The organism is Xanthomonas sp. CFBP 8445, from assembly GCF_025666235.1.
GTDB lineage: Bacteria > Pseudomonadota > Gammaproteobacteria > Xanthomonadales > Xanthomonadaceae > Xanthomonas_A > Xanthomonas_A indica.
The window spans coordinates 3,897,633-3,911,353 of record NZ_CP102594.1; the positions used below are offsets into that span (position 1 = coordinate 3,897,633).

A 13,721-nucleotide genomic window follows, 5' to 3' on the forward strand; every position below is an offset into this window, starting at 1 on the left:
ACCCCCTGCACTAGGCTTCCCGTCTTTGGTCGGGGACCCGGGGACGCAGATGGTCGAGGGATTGGGAAGGATCGGCTTCGGCCTGTTCGGTTTGGCGGTGTTGATCGGGATCACCTGGCTGTTCTCCAACAACCGCCGGGCGGTGGACTGGAAGCTGGTCGCGACCGGCCTGGTCCTGCAGATCGGTTTCGCCTCGCTGGTGCTGCTGGTCCCGGGCGGGCGCGAGGTGTTCGACTGGCTCGGCCAGGTGTTCGTGAAGGTGCTGAGCTTCGTCAACGAAGGCTCCAGCTTCATCTTCGGCAGCCTGCTCGACACCAAGACCTACGGCTTCATCTTCGCCTTCCAGGTGCTGCCGACCATCATCTTCTTCTCCGCGCTGATGGGCGTGCTGTACCACCTGGGGGTGATGCAGGCGGTGGTGCGGGTGATGGCCTGGGCCATCACCAAGGTGATGCGCGTGTCCGGCGCCGAGACCACCAGCGTCTGCGCCAGCGTGTTCATCGGCCAGACCGAGGCGCCGCTGACGGTGCGCCCCTACATCCCGCGCATGACCGAATCCGAACTGCTGACGATGATGATCGGCGGCATGGCGCACATCGCCGGCGGCGTGCTGGCGGCCTACGTGGGCATGCTCGGCGGCGGCGATCCGGCGCAGCAGGCGTTCTACGCCAAGCATCTGCTGGCGGCCAGCATCATGGCCGCGCCGGCCACGCTGGTGGTGGCCAAGCTGCTGGTGCCGGAGACCGGTACGCCGCTGACCCGCGGCACGGTCAAGATGGAAGTGGAGAAGACCACCAGCAACGTGATCGATGCCGCCGCCGCCGGCGCCGGCGACGGCCTGCGCCTGGCGCTGAACATCGGCGCGATGCTGCTGGCGTTCATCGCCCTGATCGCGCTGGTCAACGCGCCGCTGACCTGGCTCGGCGACGTCACCGGCCTGGCCAGCGCGCTCGGCCGCCCGACCAATCTGTCCACCATCTTCGGCTACGTGCTGGCGCCGGTGGCCTGGGTGATCGGCACGCCGTGGCCGGATGCGACCACGGTCGGTTCGCTGATCGGCCAGAAGGTGGTCATCAACGAGTTCGTCGCGTATACCGAGCTGTCGCGTATCGTCCAGGGCCAGGTGCCGGGCGTGAGCCTGAGCGCGGAGGGCCGGCTGGTCGCCACCTACGCGCTGTGCGGCTTCGCCAACTTCAGTTCGATCGCGATCCAGATCGGCGGCATCGGCGGCCTGGCCCCGGAGCGCCGCCACGACCTGGCGCGCTTCGGCCTGCGCGCCGTGCTGGGCGGCTCGATCGCGACCTTCATGACCGCGACCATCGCCGGGGTGCTGTCGCACTTCGCCTGATCCGGCCGCAGCATCCGTTACACCGTTTTCCTTTTTTTCAGTTCCAGTCGAGAAGCAGTACATGCCTATGAGTTCGGTCATCGTCGTCGGTTCGTTCAATGTCGACCATGTGTGGCGGTGCGAGAATCTGCCCGCACCGGGGGCGACCATCGCCGGCCGCTACAGCACCGGCCCCGGCGGCAAAGGCTTCAACCAGGCGGTGGCGGCAGCACGCGCCGGCGCGCGCACCAGTTTCGTCTGCGCGCTCGGCGACGATGCCGGCGGCGCGATGGCACGCGGCCTGGCGGCGCAGGACGGCATCGCCCTGGTCGCCGAGGCCAGCACCGAGCCCACGGGCACCGGCGGCATCTATGTCGATGGCCACGGCCGCAACACCATCGTCATCGGCGCCGGCGCCAACGCCGCGCTGAGCCTGGATTTCGTGCAGGCGCAGCGCCCGCTGCTGGGCTCGGCGCGGGTGCTGCTGGCGCAGCTGGAATCGCCGATCGAGACCATCGAGGGCACCCTGGCGCTGGCCCGCGAGGCCGGCCTGACCACCGTGCTCAACGCCGCCCCGGCCAATGCGCAGACCAGCATCGGCCTGCTCAAGCTGGCCGACGTGCTGACCCCCAACGAGACCGAGTTCGCCGCCCTGCTCGCGCGCCATGTCGGCGTGCGCGTGGACGCCGACGACGTCGCCGCCACCGATGGCGGCAGCCTGCACGCGCTGTGCCGCAAACTGCTGCCCGGCGGCACCGTGGTGGTGACGCTGGGCGCGGTCGGCGCCTTCATCTCGCACCCCGAGGAGCGACTGCTCGGCGACACCCAGCCCTACTACCGGATCGGCGCCGAGACCGCGCATACCGTGGACACCACCGGCGCCGGCGATGCCTTCAACGGCGCCCTGGTGGCGTCGATGGCGCAGTCGCCGAACGCCGCGTTCGCCACCCACGTGCGCTTCGCCAACCACTATGCGGCGCGCTCCACCGAGGCCGAAGGCGCGGCGGCGTCGATGCCGCGACTGACTCCGGACGCCGCCTGAGCCTGGGCGCGGCGGCCTGCGCCGCCACGCTGGCGGTGTTTCCCTGACCGCACACCGCCGGCCGCCGCGCCGGCCGCATCCCGACAAGGAGTTCCCGATGCCCCGCTCCCTGCTGCCGTTCGGTGCGCTGTGCGCACTGCTGCTCCCGCTGTGCGCCGCCGCGGCACCGCGCTGCGACTGGAACAGCCTGGCCGCCGATGCCGACCGCGCCGCGGTGACCGTGTCCGCCGAACGCCTGCAGCAGGTGATCGCGGCGCAGTACGACGATGCCGATCAGGACAAGGGCGCGGCGCTGGCGCGCACCCTGCTGCAACGCGCGCGGACGCCGCAGCAGCCCGGCACACTGGAAGGCCGCTGGAAGGTGCGCTCGATCCAGGTCGACCCGCACTTCGCCTACGCCTACCCCTACTTCAAGGCCGAGATCCGCCGCGACCCCTGCGGCTATCACCTGAGCAAGACCAGCGGCTCGCAGCGCCGCAGCGGCACGCTGTACCCGCTGGCCGCCGGTAGCCACGAACTGGCCTTCCTTGGCGCCAGCACGGTGAATGACGAGCCGGAAGCGGCCTACGTGCCTGGCCATGTCTCCGACGGCACGCATGGCAACAGCGTCGGCCGCCTGGTCGCGCTGGGCCCGAACGAACTGCTGCTGATCCTGGACGGCAAGGACAACGGCTTCGAGCTGTACCAGCTGATTCGCTGACGCGCGCGGCGTCCGGAGTCGCGGAGGGCGGCGCGCCTGCAGCGCGCGCTTGCGCACGCCCCGCTACACTAGCGGCATGCGCATCGGCCCCTACACGATCGAACCGAAGGTGATCCTGGCACCGATGGCCGGGGTCACCGACAAGCCGTTCCGGCTGCTGTGCAAGCGCCTGGGCGCCGGCCTGGCGGTATCGGAGATGACCATCTCCGATCCGCGCTTCTGGCAGACCCGCAAGTCGCTGCAGCGCATGGACCACGCCGGCGAACCGGACCCGGTCAGCGTGCAGATCGCCGGCACCGAACCGCAGCAACTGGCCGAGGCCGCGCGCTACAACGCCGACCACGGAGCGCAACTGATCGACATCAACATGGGCTGCCCGGCAAAGAAGGTGTGCAACGCCTGGGCCGGTTCGGCGCTGATGCGCGACGAGGCGCTGGTGGCGCGCATCCTCAGCGCGGTGGTGAAGGCCTCGCCGGTGCCGGTGACGCTGAAGATCCGTACCGGCTGGGACTGCGACCATCGCAACGGCCCGGTCATCGCGCGCATCGCCGAGGACTGCGGCATCGCCGCGCTGGCGGTGCACGGACGCACCCGCGACCAGCATTACAGCGGCCAGGCCGAGTACGCCACCATCGCGCAGATCAAGGCCATGCTGCGCATTCCGGTGATCGCCAACGGCGACATCGATTCGCCGCAGAAGGCCGCACAGGTGCTGGCCGCAACCGGCGCCGATGCGGTGATGGTCGGGCGCGCGGCGCAGGGCCGGCCGTGGATCTTCGGCGAGATCGCGCACTACCTGGCCACCGGCGAACTGCAGCCGGCGCCGTCGCTGGCGTTCGTGCGCGACACCCTGCTCGGCCACCTGCAGGCCCTGCACGATTTCTACGGCGAGGCGCAGGGCGTGCGCATCGCGCGCAAGCATCTGGGCTGGTACGCCAAGGACCGGCCGGAAAACGCCGCGTTCCGTGCCGTGGTCAACCGCGCCGAGAGCGCGCAGGCGCAACTGGCGCTGACCGCCGAGTACTTCGACGCGCTGATCGCCGGCGTGCCGCCGGCCTTGTCCGCTGCCGCCTGACGTTTTCTTCTTCCTGGAGCACCGCCATGGGCACGTCTCCCGACACCCCGACCTATCTGCACGGCTATTCCGACACCGAACAGGCGCGCCTGCTGAAACAGGCGCGCTTGCTGGAAGCCACCCTGTTCAACCAGATCGACTACACCGGCGCGCGGCGCCTGCTGGAAGTGGGCAGCGGCGTCGGCGCGCAGACCGAAGTGCTGCTGCGGCGCTTTCCCGACCTGCACGTCACCGGCATCGACCTGAGCGTGGCGCAACTGCAGGCCGCACGCGACAACCTGCAGCGCATGCCCTGGTGCCAGGACCGCTACACCCTGCAGCAGGCCGATGCCGGCGACCTGCCGTTCCAGCCGCGCAGCTTCGATGCGGCGTTCCTGTGCTGGGTGCTCGAGCACGTGCCGTCGCCGGCGCGGGTGCTCAGCGAAGTGCGGCGGGTGCTGGCGCCGGGCTCGCCGGTGTACGTGACCGAGGTGATGAACGCCTCGTTCCTGCTGCATCCGTATTCGCCGAACGTGTGGCGCTACTGGATGGCGTTCAACGACTTCCAGTACGACCATGGCGGCGACCCGTTCGTCGGCGCCAAGCTCGGCAACCTGCTGCTGGCCGGCGGTTATCGCGACGTCAGCACCGAGATCAAGACCCTGCACCTGGACAACCGCGAGCCGGCGCGGCGCAAGACCATGATCGGGTTCTGGGAGGAACTGCTGCTGTCGGCGGCCGAACGGCTGTTGCAGGCCGGCGCGGTGGATGCGGAGACCGTGGCCGGCATGCGCCGCGAGATGGCGCAGGTGCAGAGCGACCCGGACGCGGTGTTCTTCTATTCGTTCGTGCAGGCGCATGCCACGGTGTATTGAGCGGCGCTGACGGCGGTGCCGGTGAAGCCTGCATATCGAGCGGCGATCGCGACGTTGCCGGGCGAAGCCACGTTTGCTGGCGATGCGGGACGGCTTGGCTCAGTCTCCTCCAGAAGCCCGGATCAACGCGGTGCCTGCACACCCGAATAGTGGCAACATGGCCCGCATTCTCTTTTTGATGAAAAGGCGTCCCCATTGGGAACGCCTTTCTTTATCTGCACTACCTGAAGCAGCTTAGGGGAGGCACTATTGGTAGGCGTAGAGCGGGAAATATCCCTGTGAAGCAAGTACATGAAACGCTGCGCGCGAGGTGGCAGCACCCAACTCGCCGTCACGAAACACGAAGTAGCCGACTGCATCGCACGCTGAGACAAACAACCAGCCCTGGTCCGGGTCCGGAGACGCAGGGTATTTCGCCGTGGTGCCGGCCGCGAATCTGGACCAGTAGCGCGCGGAGTGTCTGAGCACGCTCAGCCCGCCCAGCACCAGCGCGCCGTTCTTCGACTTGGGATCGAGCCGTGCGATGCCTTCCCGTTCCAATTCCTCGAATTGGACCGCCGCCGCGTCCAGGCTCCCGGCGTTCTGCACGATCTGGTCCATGCGCACGATGAACGAGAACTCGTAGGCACTGAGCTCCTGGCGTAGCCCGGCCAGGTTCTCGGTCATCGGCCGGAGCGGATCGATCGCATCGATCATGGGCTTGCGCGTGGCGATGAAGCGCTCCAGCGGCATGCCGGGATCGTAGCCGCACTTCTCGACCAGGACAGCGAGGTCCTCGTCGGGCGAGGCCTTGGTATCCATCAGGCAGCCGAGGTACATGTTGTGCTTGATGCCCGCCTGGTCCATCGGGTTCTCGGCCGCCAGCGCGGGGCCGGCACCGAAGGCACTGCCGATCAGGAGCGCGGCAGCCGCGCCAAAAAGCGTTTTGTTCATGAACATTCTCATGCAATAGATGGGAAGAGGATGGCCTAGGTCTCCAGACGTTCTTGAGGAGGACACCTGCGAGGCGACCACCGCCGCATCGGCACACGACGCGATGCGACGGTTTCAGGCTAGGCAGGTCTGCGGCGACACACGAGGGCGAAACCGGGTCGCGACGGGAACGAACCGGGTCGAATTGGCGAGGCGATGGCGCCGCCACCGCATCGCGCAAACCTTGTCCTGGCTCGCGGTGGGCACCCATGATCAAGGAATCAATGCCTTACGCCGATTCGTTCCCAATCCATACGCGCAGATGCGCTGGAATCCGTGGCACCGCCGCTTAGGCTGCCGATCCCCTCTCTTGCGTCGGGAGAACTCCGATGCCTGCCGCCCCGCCATCCATGCGCTGCATCGCGCCTCTCTGACCCCGCCCGCAACCGCTATCCCCTCGGCACCCTGCCACCACCGGACGGGTGACTGGAGCAGGACCGGGAGCCGAACAGGGGAGGAACGTCGATCTTGCCGGGAACAGCTCCGGCAACTGATGGACACATGCGGGGCCGCCGACCACCGAGAGCCGTCCTCAAGCGCCCTGGCGATGACCGCCGCCTCGCGACTCCGCGTCGGCGATGAAGGCGCATCACGCTACGGCTTATCGCGCCGTGCTCAACGCGCTGCTGCCGGCACCCGCGCGTCGACCGGCGCGGGCAACGCCGGCTCTACTCAGATCCGTTGCCACATCCGCGCCAGCACTGCGCGGATCTGCCCACGTGCCACCGGCGTCCGGTACGCGGCCGGCAGCTGCGGCGAAGTTGAAGTTGTAGTCCGGCTCCAGGCCCATGTGTAGGTCTCTGAGCACCAACTTTGCTAGCGATGCAGAGAAGGCCTAGCTCAGCCACCTGCAGAAACGTGGATCAGTGCCGCGCCTGCACGCCAGAACAGTGGCGACATGGCGCCTTTTCTATCTGATAAAAAAGGCGTCCCGACGGGAACGCCTTCCTTTATCTGTACCACCAGAGGCAGGCTCAGAGGGAGAGCTCTTGGTCTGCGTAGAGCGGGAAATATCCTTGTGAGACGAGTATATAAAAGCCTATATAGGAGGTTAAAGACGCCAATCCGGCGTCATTAAAGACGAGACAACCCATTACGTCGTACACTACGACCATCATCCATGCATTGTATGGATCCGGAGACCCAGCGTATTTCGACGTGGTATCCGCCGCAAATTTCGACCAGTAGCGCGCGGAGTGTCTGAGCACGCTCAGCCCGCCCAGCACCAGCGCGCCGTTCTTCGACTTGGGATCGAGCCGTGCGATGCCTTCCCGTTCCAATTCCTCGAATTGCACCGCCGCCGCGTCCAGGCTCCCGGCGTTCTGCACGATCTGGTCCATCCGCACGATGAACGAGAACTCGTAGGCACTGAGTTCTTGGCGTAGCCCGGCCAAGTTCTCGGTCATCGGCCGTGTCGGATCGATTGCATCGATCATGGGCTTGCGCGTGGCGATGAAGCGCTCCAGCGGCATGCCGGGGTCGTAACCGCACTTCTCGACCAGGACGACCAGCGCATCGTCGGGCGAGGCCTTGGTGTCCATCAAGCAGCCGAGGTACATGTTGTGCTGGATGCCCGCCTGGTCCTTCGGGTTTTGAGCCGCCAGCGCAGGAGCGGCGCCGAAGGCATTGCCGATCAGGAGGATGGCGGTTGCAGCAAAGAGCTTCTTATTCATGCGTGTTCCCATGCAATGGATAGAGAGTGGCCAGGTCTTCCGATGTTCCTGCGGAGGATCCAGGCGAAGCGATCACCACCGCACCGGCACAAGGCGCGATGCGACGGTTTCAGGCTAGGCGGGTCGGCAACGACGCACGAGGGCGAAACCGGGTCGCCAAGGGAACGAACCGGGTCGAATTGGCGAATCCGTGGGCACCACCGCCGCATCGCGGAGACGCGGCCCTGGTTTGCGGCGGCGTGTCACAATCGAAGAATCAATCCCTTACGTCGACTCAATCCCGATCCATACCCGCGGCTGCGCTGGAATCTGCATCGCCGCTGCAACTAGGCTGGTGCGAGCTCTTCTGTTTAGGAAGCTCACTGCCTGCCAGCACCCCGTCGTCCATGCCGCCGTCGTCGCGGCCCTCCTGACACAGCCCTGGGCCCTCCACGCCCACGACACCCTGCTGCCGGACCGCTGCCTGGAGCAGGACCACAAGCAGCAGGTGGTGATGAAGTTCGATTTCGACGGGGAACAATTGCGGCAGGTGATGGCCACGTGCGGGGAGGCCGACCACAGGCTTTAATCGGATGCCCTGGCAACCATCGCCCGCTTGCTGCAACTCGGCGTCGGCAATGAAGCCGTATCGCGCCACGGTCGATTGCGCCGCGCTCAACGCGCCGCTGTCGGCACCGGCGCACCGACCGGCACGGGCGACGCCGGTTCGACCCAGATCCGTTGCCACATCCGCACCAGCGCAGCCCGAATCTGCCCACGTGCTTCCGGCGCCCGGTAGGTGGCCTGCAACTGCCGCGGCGGCATCGCCTCCCAGCTGGCGCCGTGCTGCCGCGCCACCGCGAAGTTGAAGTTGTAGTCCGGCTCCAGGCCCATGCGCAGGTCGCTGAGCACCAGCTCGCCGTCCCTGACCTGCGCGCGCATGAAACCGCGATTGAACCAGCTCAGCCGCTGCACCGCCGGCAGGTCGCGCACTTGCGCCAGCGCCTGCGTGTTGGAGGAATAACCCTGGAAGCGCATCGGCCCGTGATCGGCGACCAGCGAACGCTCGCCAATCACGTAGCCGCTCGGGGTCATTGCCACCACCCGCCACAACACCGTGTTGAACGGCATCGGCACCGAAAAGCGCGGCGCCTGCGCCAGGCCCATCGCCGCCAGCGCGCGGTCGGCCTCGCGATCGACCAGGTGCTTGGCCAGCAGCGACCAGCCCAGGTAGGTGCTGCTCAGCAGCAACCCGGCCAGCAAGGCCTGCTGCGCCACGCGGCGCGCGCGGGCGAACCAGGCAATGGCGCAGGCGAGCAGCAGCCACAGCGTGTAGGCGGGATCGATGATGAACACGCTCGACCACATCGTCGGCGGCGGCCGCAGCGGCCACCACAGCTGCGTGCCGTAGACGGTGAACGCATCCAGCAACGGATGGGTGATCAGCGCCAGTTGGATCGCCCAGAACCAGCGGCGCGGCGCCTCGGCGACCCGCCCGTGGCCGAAGCGGCGGAACAGCCACCAGACCAGCCAGCCGAGCAGCGGCAGCACGAACAGCGAATGGCTGAAGCTGCGATGCACTGTCATCAGCGTGACCGGATCGCGGGTCAGCGGCAGCAGGATCAGCGAATCGAGGTCGGGCACGGTGCCGAGTGCGGCGCCGGCGAGCAGTGCCGCGCGCCGATGCGCGGCCGGCGCGATGGCCGCGGCAATGGCGCCGCCGAGGACGATCTGGGTGAGGGAATCCATCGGCCGATGCTAGCAGCGATGCGGCGCGAGGCGCGCCGCGGCGGCAGCGTTCGTCGTGACTGTCCGCTGGCTTCCCTGGAGAGCGTGGGCACGCCAATCCGCGGAAGCACCGTGGCGCGCCTCGCGCGGCGCGCGTCAGCAGCCAGTGCCGCGGCTGAAACCGTTCCTGCACAGCTCGCACAGCATGTCGGGCCGGACGGCTGCCGGGTCAGGCGGGCACCATCCCCGCACGCCCGACAACGCCGCACAAGCAAGGCGCCCCTTTCGGGACGCCTTGCCATTTTTGCTGTACGCCGCTGGGATCAACCGCTCACTTGAACCAGCCGTGGACGACGTTGGAGACGGTCGCCGCCGTGCCGATGTTGTGCGAGGCGAGATAGCCGACCACGTCCGAACCGATGGTGGCCAGCCATTTCCAGAATCCCTTCTTCGCGGTGGCGCCAGCCGGGGACTCCCCCTGCTCTGCCGCATACTTGGACCAGTACTGGGTGGAGTGCCTGGCCACGCTCAGTCCGCCCAGGATCAGCGCACCATTCTGCGATTTCGGATCGAGCCGCGCGATGGCCTCCCGCTCCAGTTCCTCGAACTGCACCGCCGCCGCGTCCAGGTCCTCGGCGTTCTGCACGATCTGGTCCATCCGCTCGATGAACGAGTATTCGTAGGCACTGAGCTGCTGGCGCAGACCGGCCAGGTTCTCGGTCATCGGCCGGGTCGGATCGACGCCATCGACGATGGGCTGCTGCGTGGCGACGAACCGCTCCAGCGGCACGCCTGGGGCATAGCCGCATTTCTTGACCAACAGGGTCAGCGCGTCCTCGGCCGTGGCATTCAGGTCCATCAGGCAGCCCAGGTACATGTTGTGCTGGATACCGGCCTGGTCCACCGGGTTTTCGGCGGCCAGCGCAGGGGCGCCGACGACACTGCCCGCCAGCAGAGCGGTGGCGACAAGGAACTTCTTCTTCATGAGCGTTCTCTCGCTATTGGAAGGGATTGGAGATGGCTGGGGTGCATGGATCGCCCCCGGGGGATATGGCCACCGCCGCATCGGCAGACGCTGCGATCCGGCGATTTCAGGCTAGGCAAGCCGCCACCGGGACACGAGGGCGAAGCCGGGCCGTGCGTGGAACGAACCGGGCCAGATCGGCGAGCCGAGCGCGGTGGCGTGGCTGCACGGCGCGGCGTGCCGCGTCTGCGGCGCGGATGCTCCGACCGTCAAGAATCAAGGCGTTAGGCGGATTTGTTCCCGGTCTATACCCGCGGAGGCGCTGGCATCCGTCGCAGCGCCGCTCTTAGGCTGCTGGTCCGCTTTCCGCGCATTGCGAGGTTCCGATGTCTGCTTACCGCTCCGTCTTCCATGCCGCCGTCGTCGCGTTGCTGTTTGCCCTACCCCTGGCCGCCCACGGCCACGACACCTTGCCACCGGACTGGTGCCTGGAGCAGGACCAGGAACCGGAGGTGGTGGTGAAGTTCGATTTCGACGGCGAGCAGTTGCGGCAGACGATGGACAAGTGCGGGGTGGTCGATAGCCACGAGCCGTACACGAATACGCTGAACACCATTGCGGCCTATTGCGAGGTGGTGGCGCCGTCGCGATCGGCCAAGCCCATCGTGCTCGGCCCCACGACGTTCCTGGCCCGCGACCACCACAGCAGCTATCGCATGGAACACGGCTTGAAAGGCGCGTGCGTGGTCTGCCCGGCCAAGCGCGGGCGCTGACGCACCGCGCAGGCGCGTGCGCTCCTCAATGCGGCCAACGATCGCCAGCGGGAATGCCGGGCACGCTCAGCCGAGCGCGTCCCGGCGGGTGTAGGCCAGCACCGTGTCGATCCTGGACTGCAAGGCGGCGCGCGCCTCTGCCGACAGCCCCTCGCACTGCGCGAGCACGAAATAGGCCGAGCGCAGCACGTCCCGCCAGCGCGGGTTGCGCGGCAGCTTGGCGACCGCCAAATAGCGCTCCATCGCCCGCGCGCGCAGGCGCCCGTCGTCGATGTTCACGCGCCAGATCCGGCTGCGCTCGGCCAACTCCAGCCGGCCGGTCGCCGTGGCGCGCTCCCAGGTGTCGATGACCGCCAGCATCAGGTCGACCAGCGCGCGACGGAAGGCATCGCGCAACGCAGGCGCGGCGGCCTCGGCTTGCGCGTGCTCGGCCTGCACGATGTCCGACGCCGCGCCACTGTCGCGTTCCTGCAGGGCGAGCACGACCAGGCCATCGCCGCCCCGCCAGGGCGCGAGGGTGGCGGCGAGCGGCGTGCCGTGCCGCGCTTCGACCTCAAGCCGCTGTGCGGCGCTGTCCTCCATCCGCTCCAGCGCCGCCTGCAAGGCCGGTCGGTCGCCCTCGGCAACGCAGGCGAACACCGCCTGCCCGACCGGTTCGGCGGCGTCCGCGCCGCCAAGCAGCAGGCGGCCGGCACGATTGGTGGCCAGCACCTGGCCTTCGGCATCGAGCAGGCACAGCGCATCCTCGCGACTGTCGAGCAGGGTCTGCAGCAGGCTGCGATCCTCGGCCAGCGCATCGGCCTCTCGGCGATAGCGCGCGAGTTGCTCCTCGTGGCGGACCTGCTGCGCGGCTTGCAGCACGCGCTCGCGCTGCCGGCGACGCTGCAGCCACAGCCAGACGCCGAGCACCGCGGCGACGCCCGACACCAGCGCCAGCCACAGCAGCAAGGTGCGCTGGCGCAGCTGGACCTGGCGCAGGCGGTTTTCGCTCTGCAGGGCATCGATGGTGCGCTGCTTTTCGGTGGTGTCGAAGCGGACCCGCAGCCAGTCCAACTGGCGATCGTGCTGCGCGCGCACCAGTGCGGCGGCTTCCGTGTTCGCACGCCGCAGCGTGGCGATGGCCGCGCCCGTATCGCCACTGCTTTCCTGCAGCCGTGCCAGTTCTTCCAGCAATGGCACCCGCACCGGATCGCCGCCGGCCGCCGCCGCCAACGCCGCGCGCAAGCGTGCCGCGGCGGCGGCGGCATTGCCTTGAAGCCGGGCCGTCCGCGCCAGTTGCAGCTGCAACGCGGACGGCAACGGCAGCGCCCATGCCTCGGCCAGCGCGAGCGCACTGGAGCTCCAGCGCTGCGCCTGCGCCACGTCGCCAAGCGCCAGTGCCGCGCGGATCAGGCCATCGTGCACACGCAGTTCGTACACCCGGCGGCCCTGCGCGCGGTACACGGCCAGCGCTTCCTGCAACCAGGCCAGCGCCTGCGCCGTGTCGCCACTGTCGAGCGCCAGCTCGGCCATGGTTTCCTGCACATGCGCGGCCTCGATGGCGTCGCCCTGCGCGCGGTTGGCGGCCAACGCCTCGCGGTAGTAGCGCATCGCGGTGTCGGGCTCGCGCAGTTCGCGATACACGTCGGCGATATTGGTGAGCACGGACGCCGACGCCGCGCCGCGCGCGCGCTGCAGGTCCAGGCTCAGCGTCAGGTGGCGCAAGGCGCCGCGGAAATCGCCGAGCCGGCGCAGCGCCGCACCCACATTGTTCAGATCGCGCGCCTCGCCCGCACGGTCGTGCAGCGACCGGGACAGCGTGGCCGCACATTCGAAGCGCGCCAGCGCCTGCGGCAGGCGTTCGCGGCGGAAATCGAGAATGCCGCGGCGGCGGGTGAGTTCGTAGCGCAGGCGGGTATCGCCGGCATCGCCGATGTTGGCCGCGGCGCAGTCCAGCGCCTGTTCGGCAGCGTCGAGGCGGCCGCCGTCGAGCTGCTCCTTGGCACGCGCAAACAATGCCGCGACCCGCGCTTCGCCCGCCGTGTGCGGCGTCGATACGCCCGCCTGCTGCACGCACAGCAACGGATCGGGAAGCGGACGCGGCGCTGCGGGCTCCGCGCAGCCATACACCGTGTTCTGCGCCATCGAGGCCGCACTCGCCGCGAGCAGCACGCCCAGGCACGCCAAGCGCAGGCATGTCCGCGGCCGCGCACCAGGCGCGGTGACATGCGCCTGGACGAGATCGCCGGAAACGGCAGACCAGGCCAAACCGCGCCACGCCCCCATGGATCGGCGCGACCGGCCGCACAACGCCTTCCCTGGTTTCACGGTCTCCACAACTCCAGAACTGATCGGGATGCGGCGCACGCGCGCCGCCGCGCCATGGATCAGCGCGACGCCCGGACGCGAACGTGAGTTCCTCCCGGGCATGCCGCGCCGACGCATCGCAGTAGACCCGATGCCACGGCGGTGATGCACACCACACACCATCATCGTGGAATGGCGGTCACGCCAGGTTCTACGCTTCCGTCCAGTGCAGGGGCAGTCGCGCCTCGACCGGTGCGACCGGACCGGGACCGGGACCGGGACGATGGCACAGCGTAGGCGCGGCAGCAGTCGAACGCAGCAATCTCCGGTCACGTGCCAGGCGGTTGC

The 13,721-nt window shown here is 68.4% G+C and carries 12 protein-coding genes and 1 pseudogene; 6 read left to right on the forward strand and 7 right to left on the reverse strand.

Annotated features, from left to right (window positions below; all coding sequences use genetic code 11):
* Window positions 1-49: 49 nt before the first annotated feature.
* From NUG21_RS16810 to NUG21_RS16830, 5 genes are all read left to right on the forward strand, one after another.
* Complete coding sequence (locus tag NUG21_RS16810; RefSeq protein WP_048490482.1) at window positions 50-1,348, forward strand: NupC/NupG family nucleoside CNT transporter; 1,299 nt, start codon at window positions 50-52, stop codon at window positions 1,346-1,348.
* Between the two features lie 67 nt (window positions 1,349-1,415).
* Window positions 1,416-2,369 carry a ribokinase gene (locus tag NUG21_RS16815; protein ID WP_263391457.1) on the forward strand — a complete coding sequence of 318 codons (954 nt, stop codon included), beginning with the start codon at window positions 1,416-1,418 and terminating at the stop codon, window positions 2,367-2,369.
* A gap of 97 nt (window positions 2,370-2,466) precedes the next feature.
* Window positions 2,467-3,069, forward strand: a complete 603-nt coding sequence (locus NUG21_RS16820; protein ID WP_263391458.1) for a DUF4893 domain-containing protein — start codon at window positions 2,467-2,469, stop codon at window positions 3,067-3,069.
* A 76-nt stretch (window positions 3,070-3,145) separates the two neighbouring features.
* Window positions 3,146-4,144 (forward strand): tRNA dihydrouridine synthase DusB, encoded by a 999-nt coding sequence (gene dusB / locus NUG21_RS16825; RefSeq protein ID WP_019798260.1) that lies wholly within the window; start codon window positions 3,146-3,148, stop codon window positions 4,142-4,144.
* A gap of 26 nt (window positions 4,145-4,170) precedes the next feature.
* Window positions 4,171-4,998 carry a class I SAM-dependent methyltransferase gene (locus tag NUG21_RS16830; protein ID WP_263391459.1) on the forward strand — a complete coding sequence of 276 codons (828 nt, stop codon included), beginning with the start codon at window positions 4,171-4,173 and terminating at the stop codon, window positions 4,996-4,998.
* Window positions 4,999-5,244: 246 nt separating this feature from the next.
* On the opposite strand, the gene NUG21_RS16835 is transcribed toward NUG21_RS16830, so the two are convergent.
* The 6 genes and pseudogenes from NUG21_RS16835 to NUG21_RS16860 all read right to left on the reverse strand — a co-directional run bounded on the left by NUG21_RS16835 (window position 5,245) and on the right by NUG21_RS16860 (window position 10,335).
* On the reverse strand, window positions 5,245-5,931 hold the full coding sequence (locus NUG21_RS16835) for a hypothetical protein (protein WP_263391460.1): 687 nt from the start codon (window positions 5,929-5,931) through the stop codon (window positions 5,245-5,247).
* 711 nt (window positions 5,932-6,642) lie between these two features.
* Window positions 6,643-6,781, reverse strand: a pseudogene (locus NUG21_RS16840) (metal-dependent hydrolase); the annotation flags it as partial.
* Window positions 6,782-6,944: 163 nt separating this feature from the next.
* Window positions 6,945-7,643, reverse strand: coding sequence for a hypothetical protein (locus NUG21_RS16845; RefSeq protein WP_263391461.1), 699 nt, complete (start codon window positions 7,641-7,643; stop codon window positions 6,945-6,947).
* Between the two features lie 274 nt (window positions 7,644-7,917).
* Window positions 7,918-8,301: a hypothetical protein gene (locus NUG21_RS16850; RefSeq protein ID WP_263391462.1), complete on the reverse strand. Its 384-nt coding sequence runs from the start codon at window positions 8,299-8,301 to the stop codon at window positions 7,918-7,920.
* Complete coding sequence (locus NUG21_RS16855; RefSeq protein ID WP_263391463.1) at window positions 8,298-9,371, reverse strand: metal-dependent hydrolase; 1,074 nt, start codon at window positions 9,369-9,371, stop codon at window positions 8,298-8,300. Before NUG21_RS16855 ends, NUG21_RS16850 begins: the two co-directional genes overlap by 4 nt.
* 310 nt (window positions 9,372-9,681) lie before the next feature.
* Window positions 9,682-10,335, reverse strand: a complete 654-nt coding sequence (locus NUG21_RS16860) for a hypothetical protein (RefSeq protein WP_263391464.1) — start codon at window positions 10,333-10,335, stop codon at window positions 9,682-9,684.
* Window positions 10,336-10,700: 365 nt separating this feature from the next.
* Between NUG21_RS16860 and NUG21_RS16865 the strand changes: the two genes are divergently transcribed.
* The gene (locus NUG21_RS16865; RefSeq protein ID WP_160948074.1) at window positions 10,701-11,087 is read left to right on the forward strand and encodes a hypothetical protein; all 387 of its coding nucleotides are present in this window, start codon (window positions 10,701-10,703) and stop codon (window positions 11,085-11,087) included.
* A 66-nt stretch (window positions 11,088-11,153) separates the two neighbouring features.
* Here NUG21_RS16865 and NUG21_RS16870 read toward each other — a convergent pair whose 3' ends face one another.
* The gene (locus NUG21_RS16870) at window positions 11,154-13,706 is read right to left on the reverse strand and encodes a tetratricopeptide repeat protein (protein ID WP_263391465.1); all 2,553 of its coding nucleotides are present in this window, start codon (window positions 13,704-13,706) and stop codon (window positions 11,154-11,156) included.
* Window positions 13,707-13,721 lie beyond the last annotated feature (15 nt).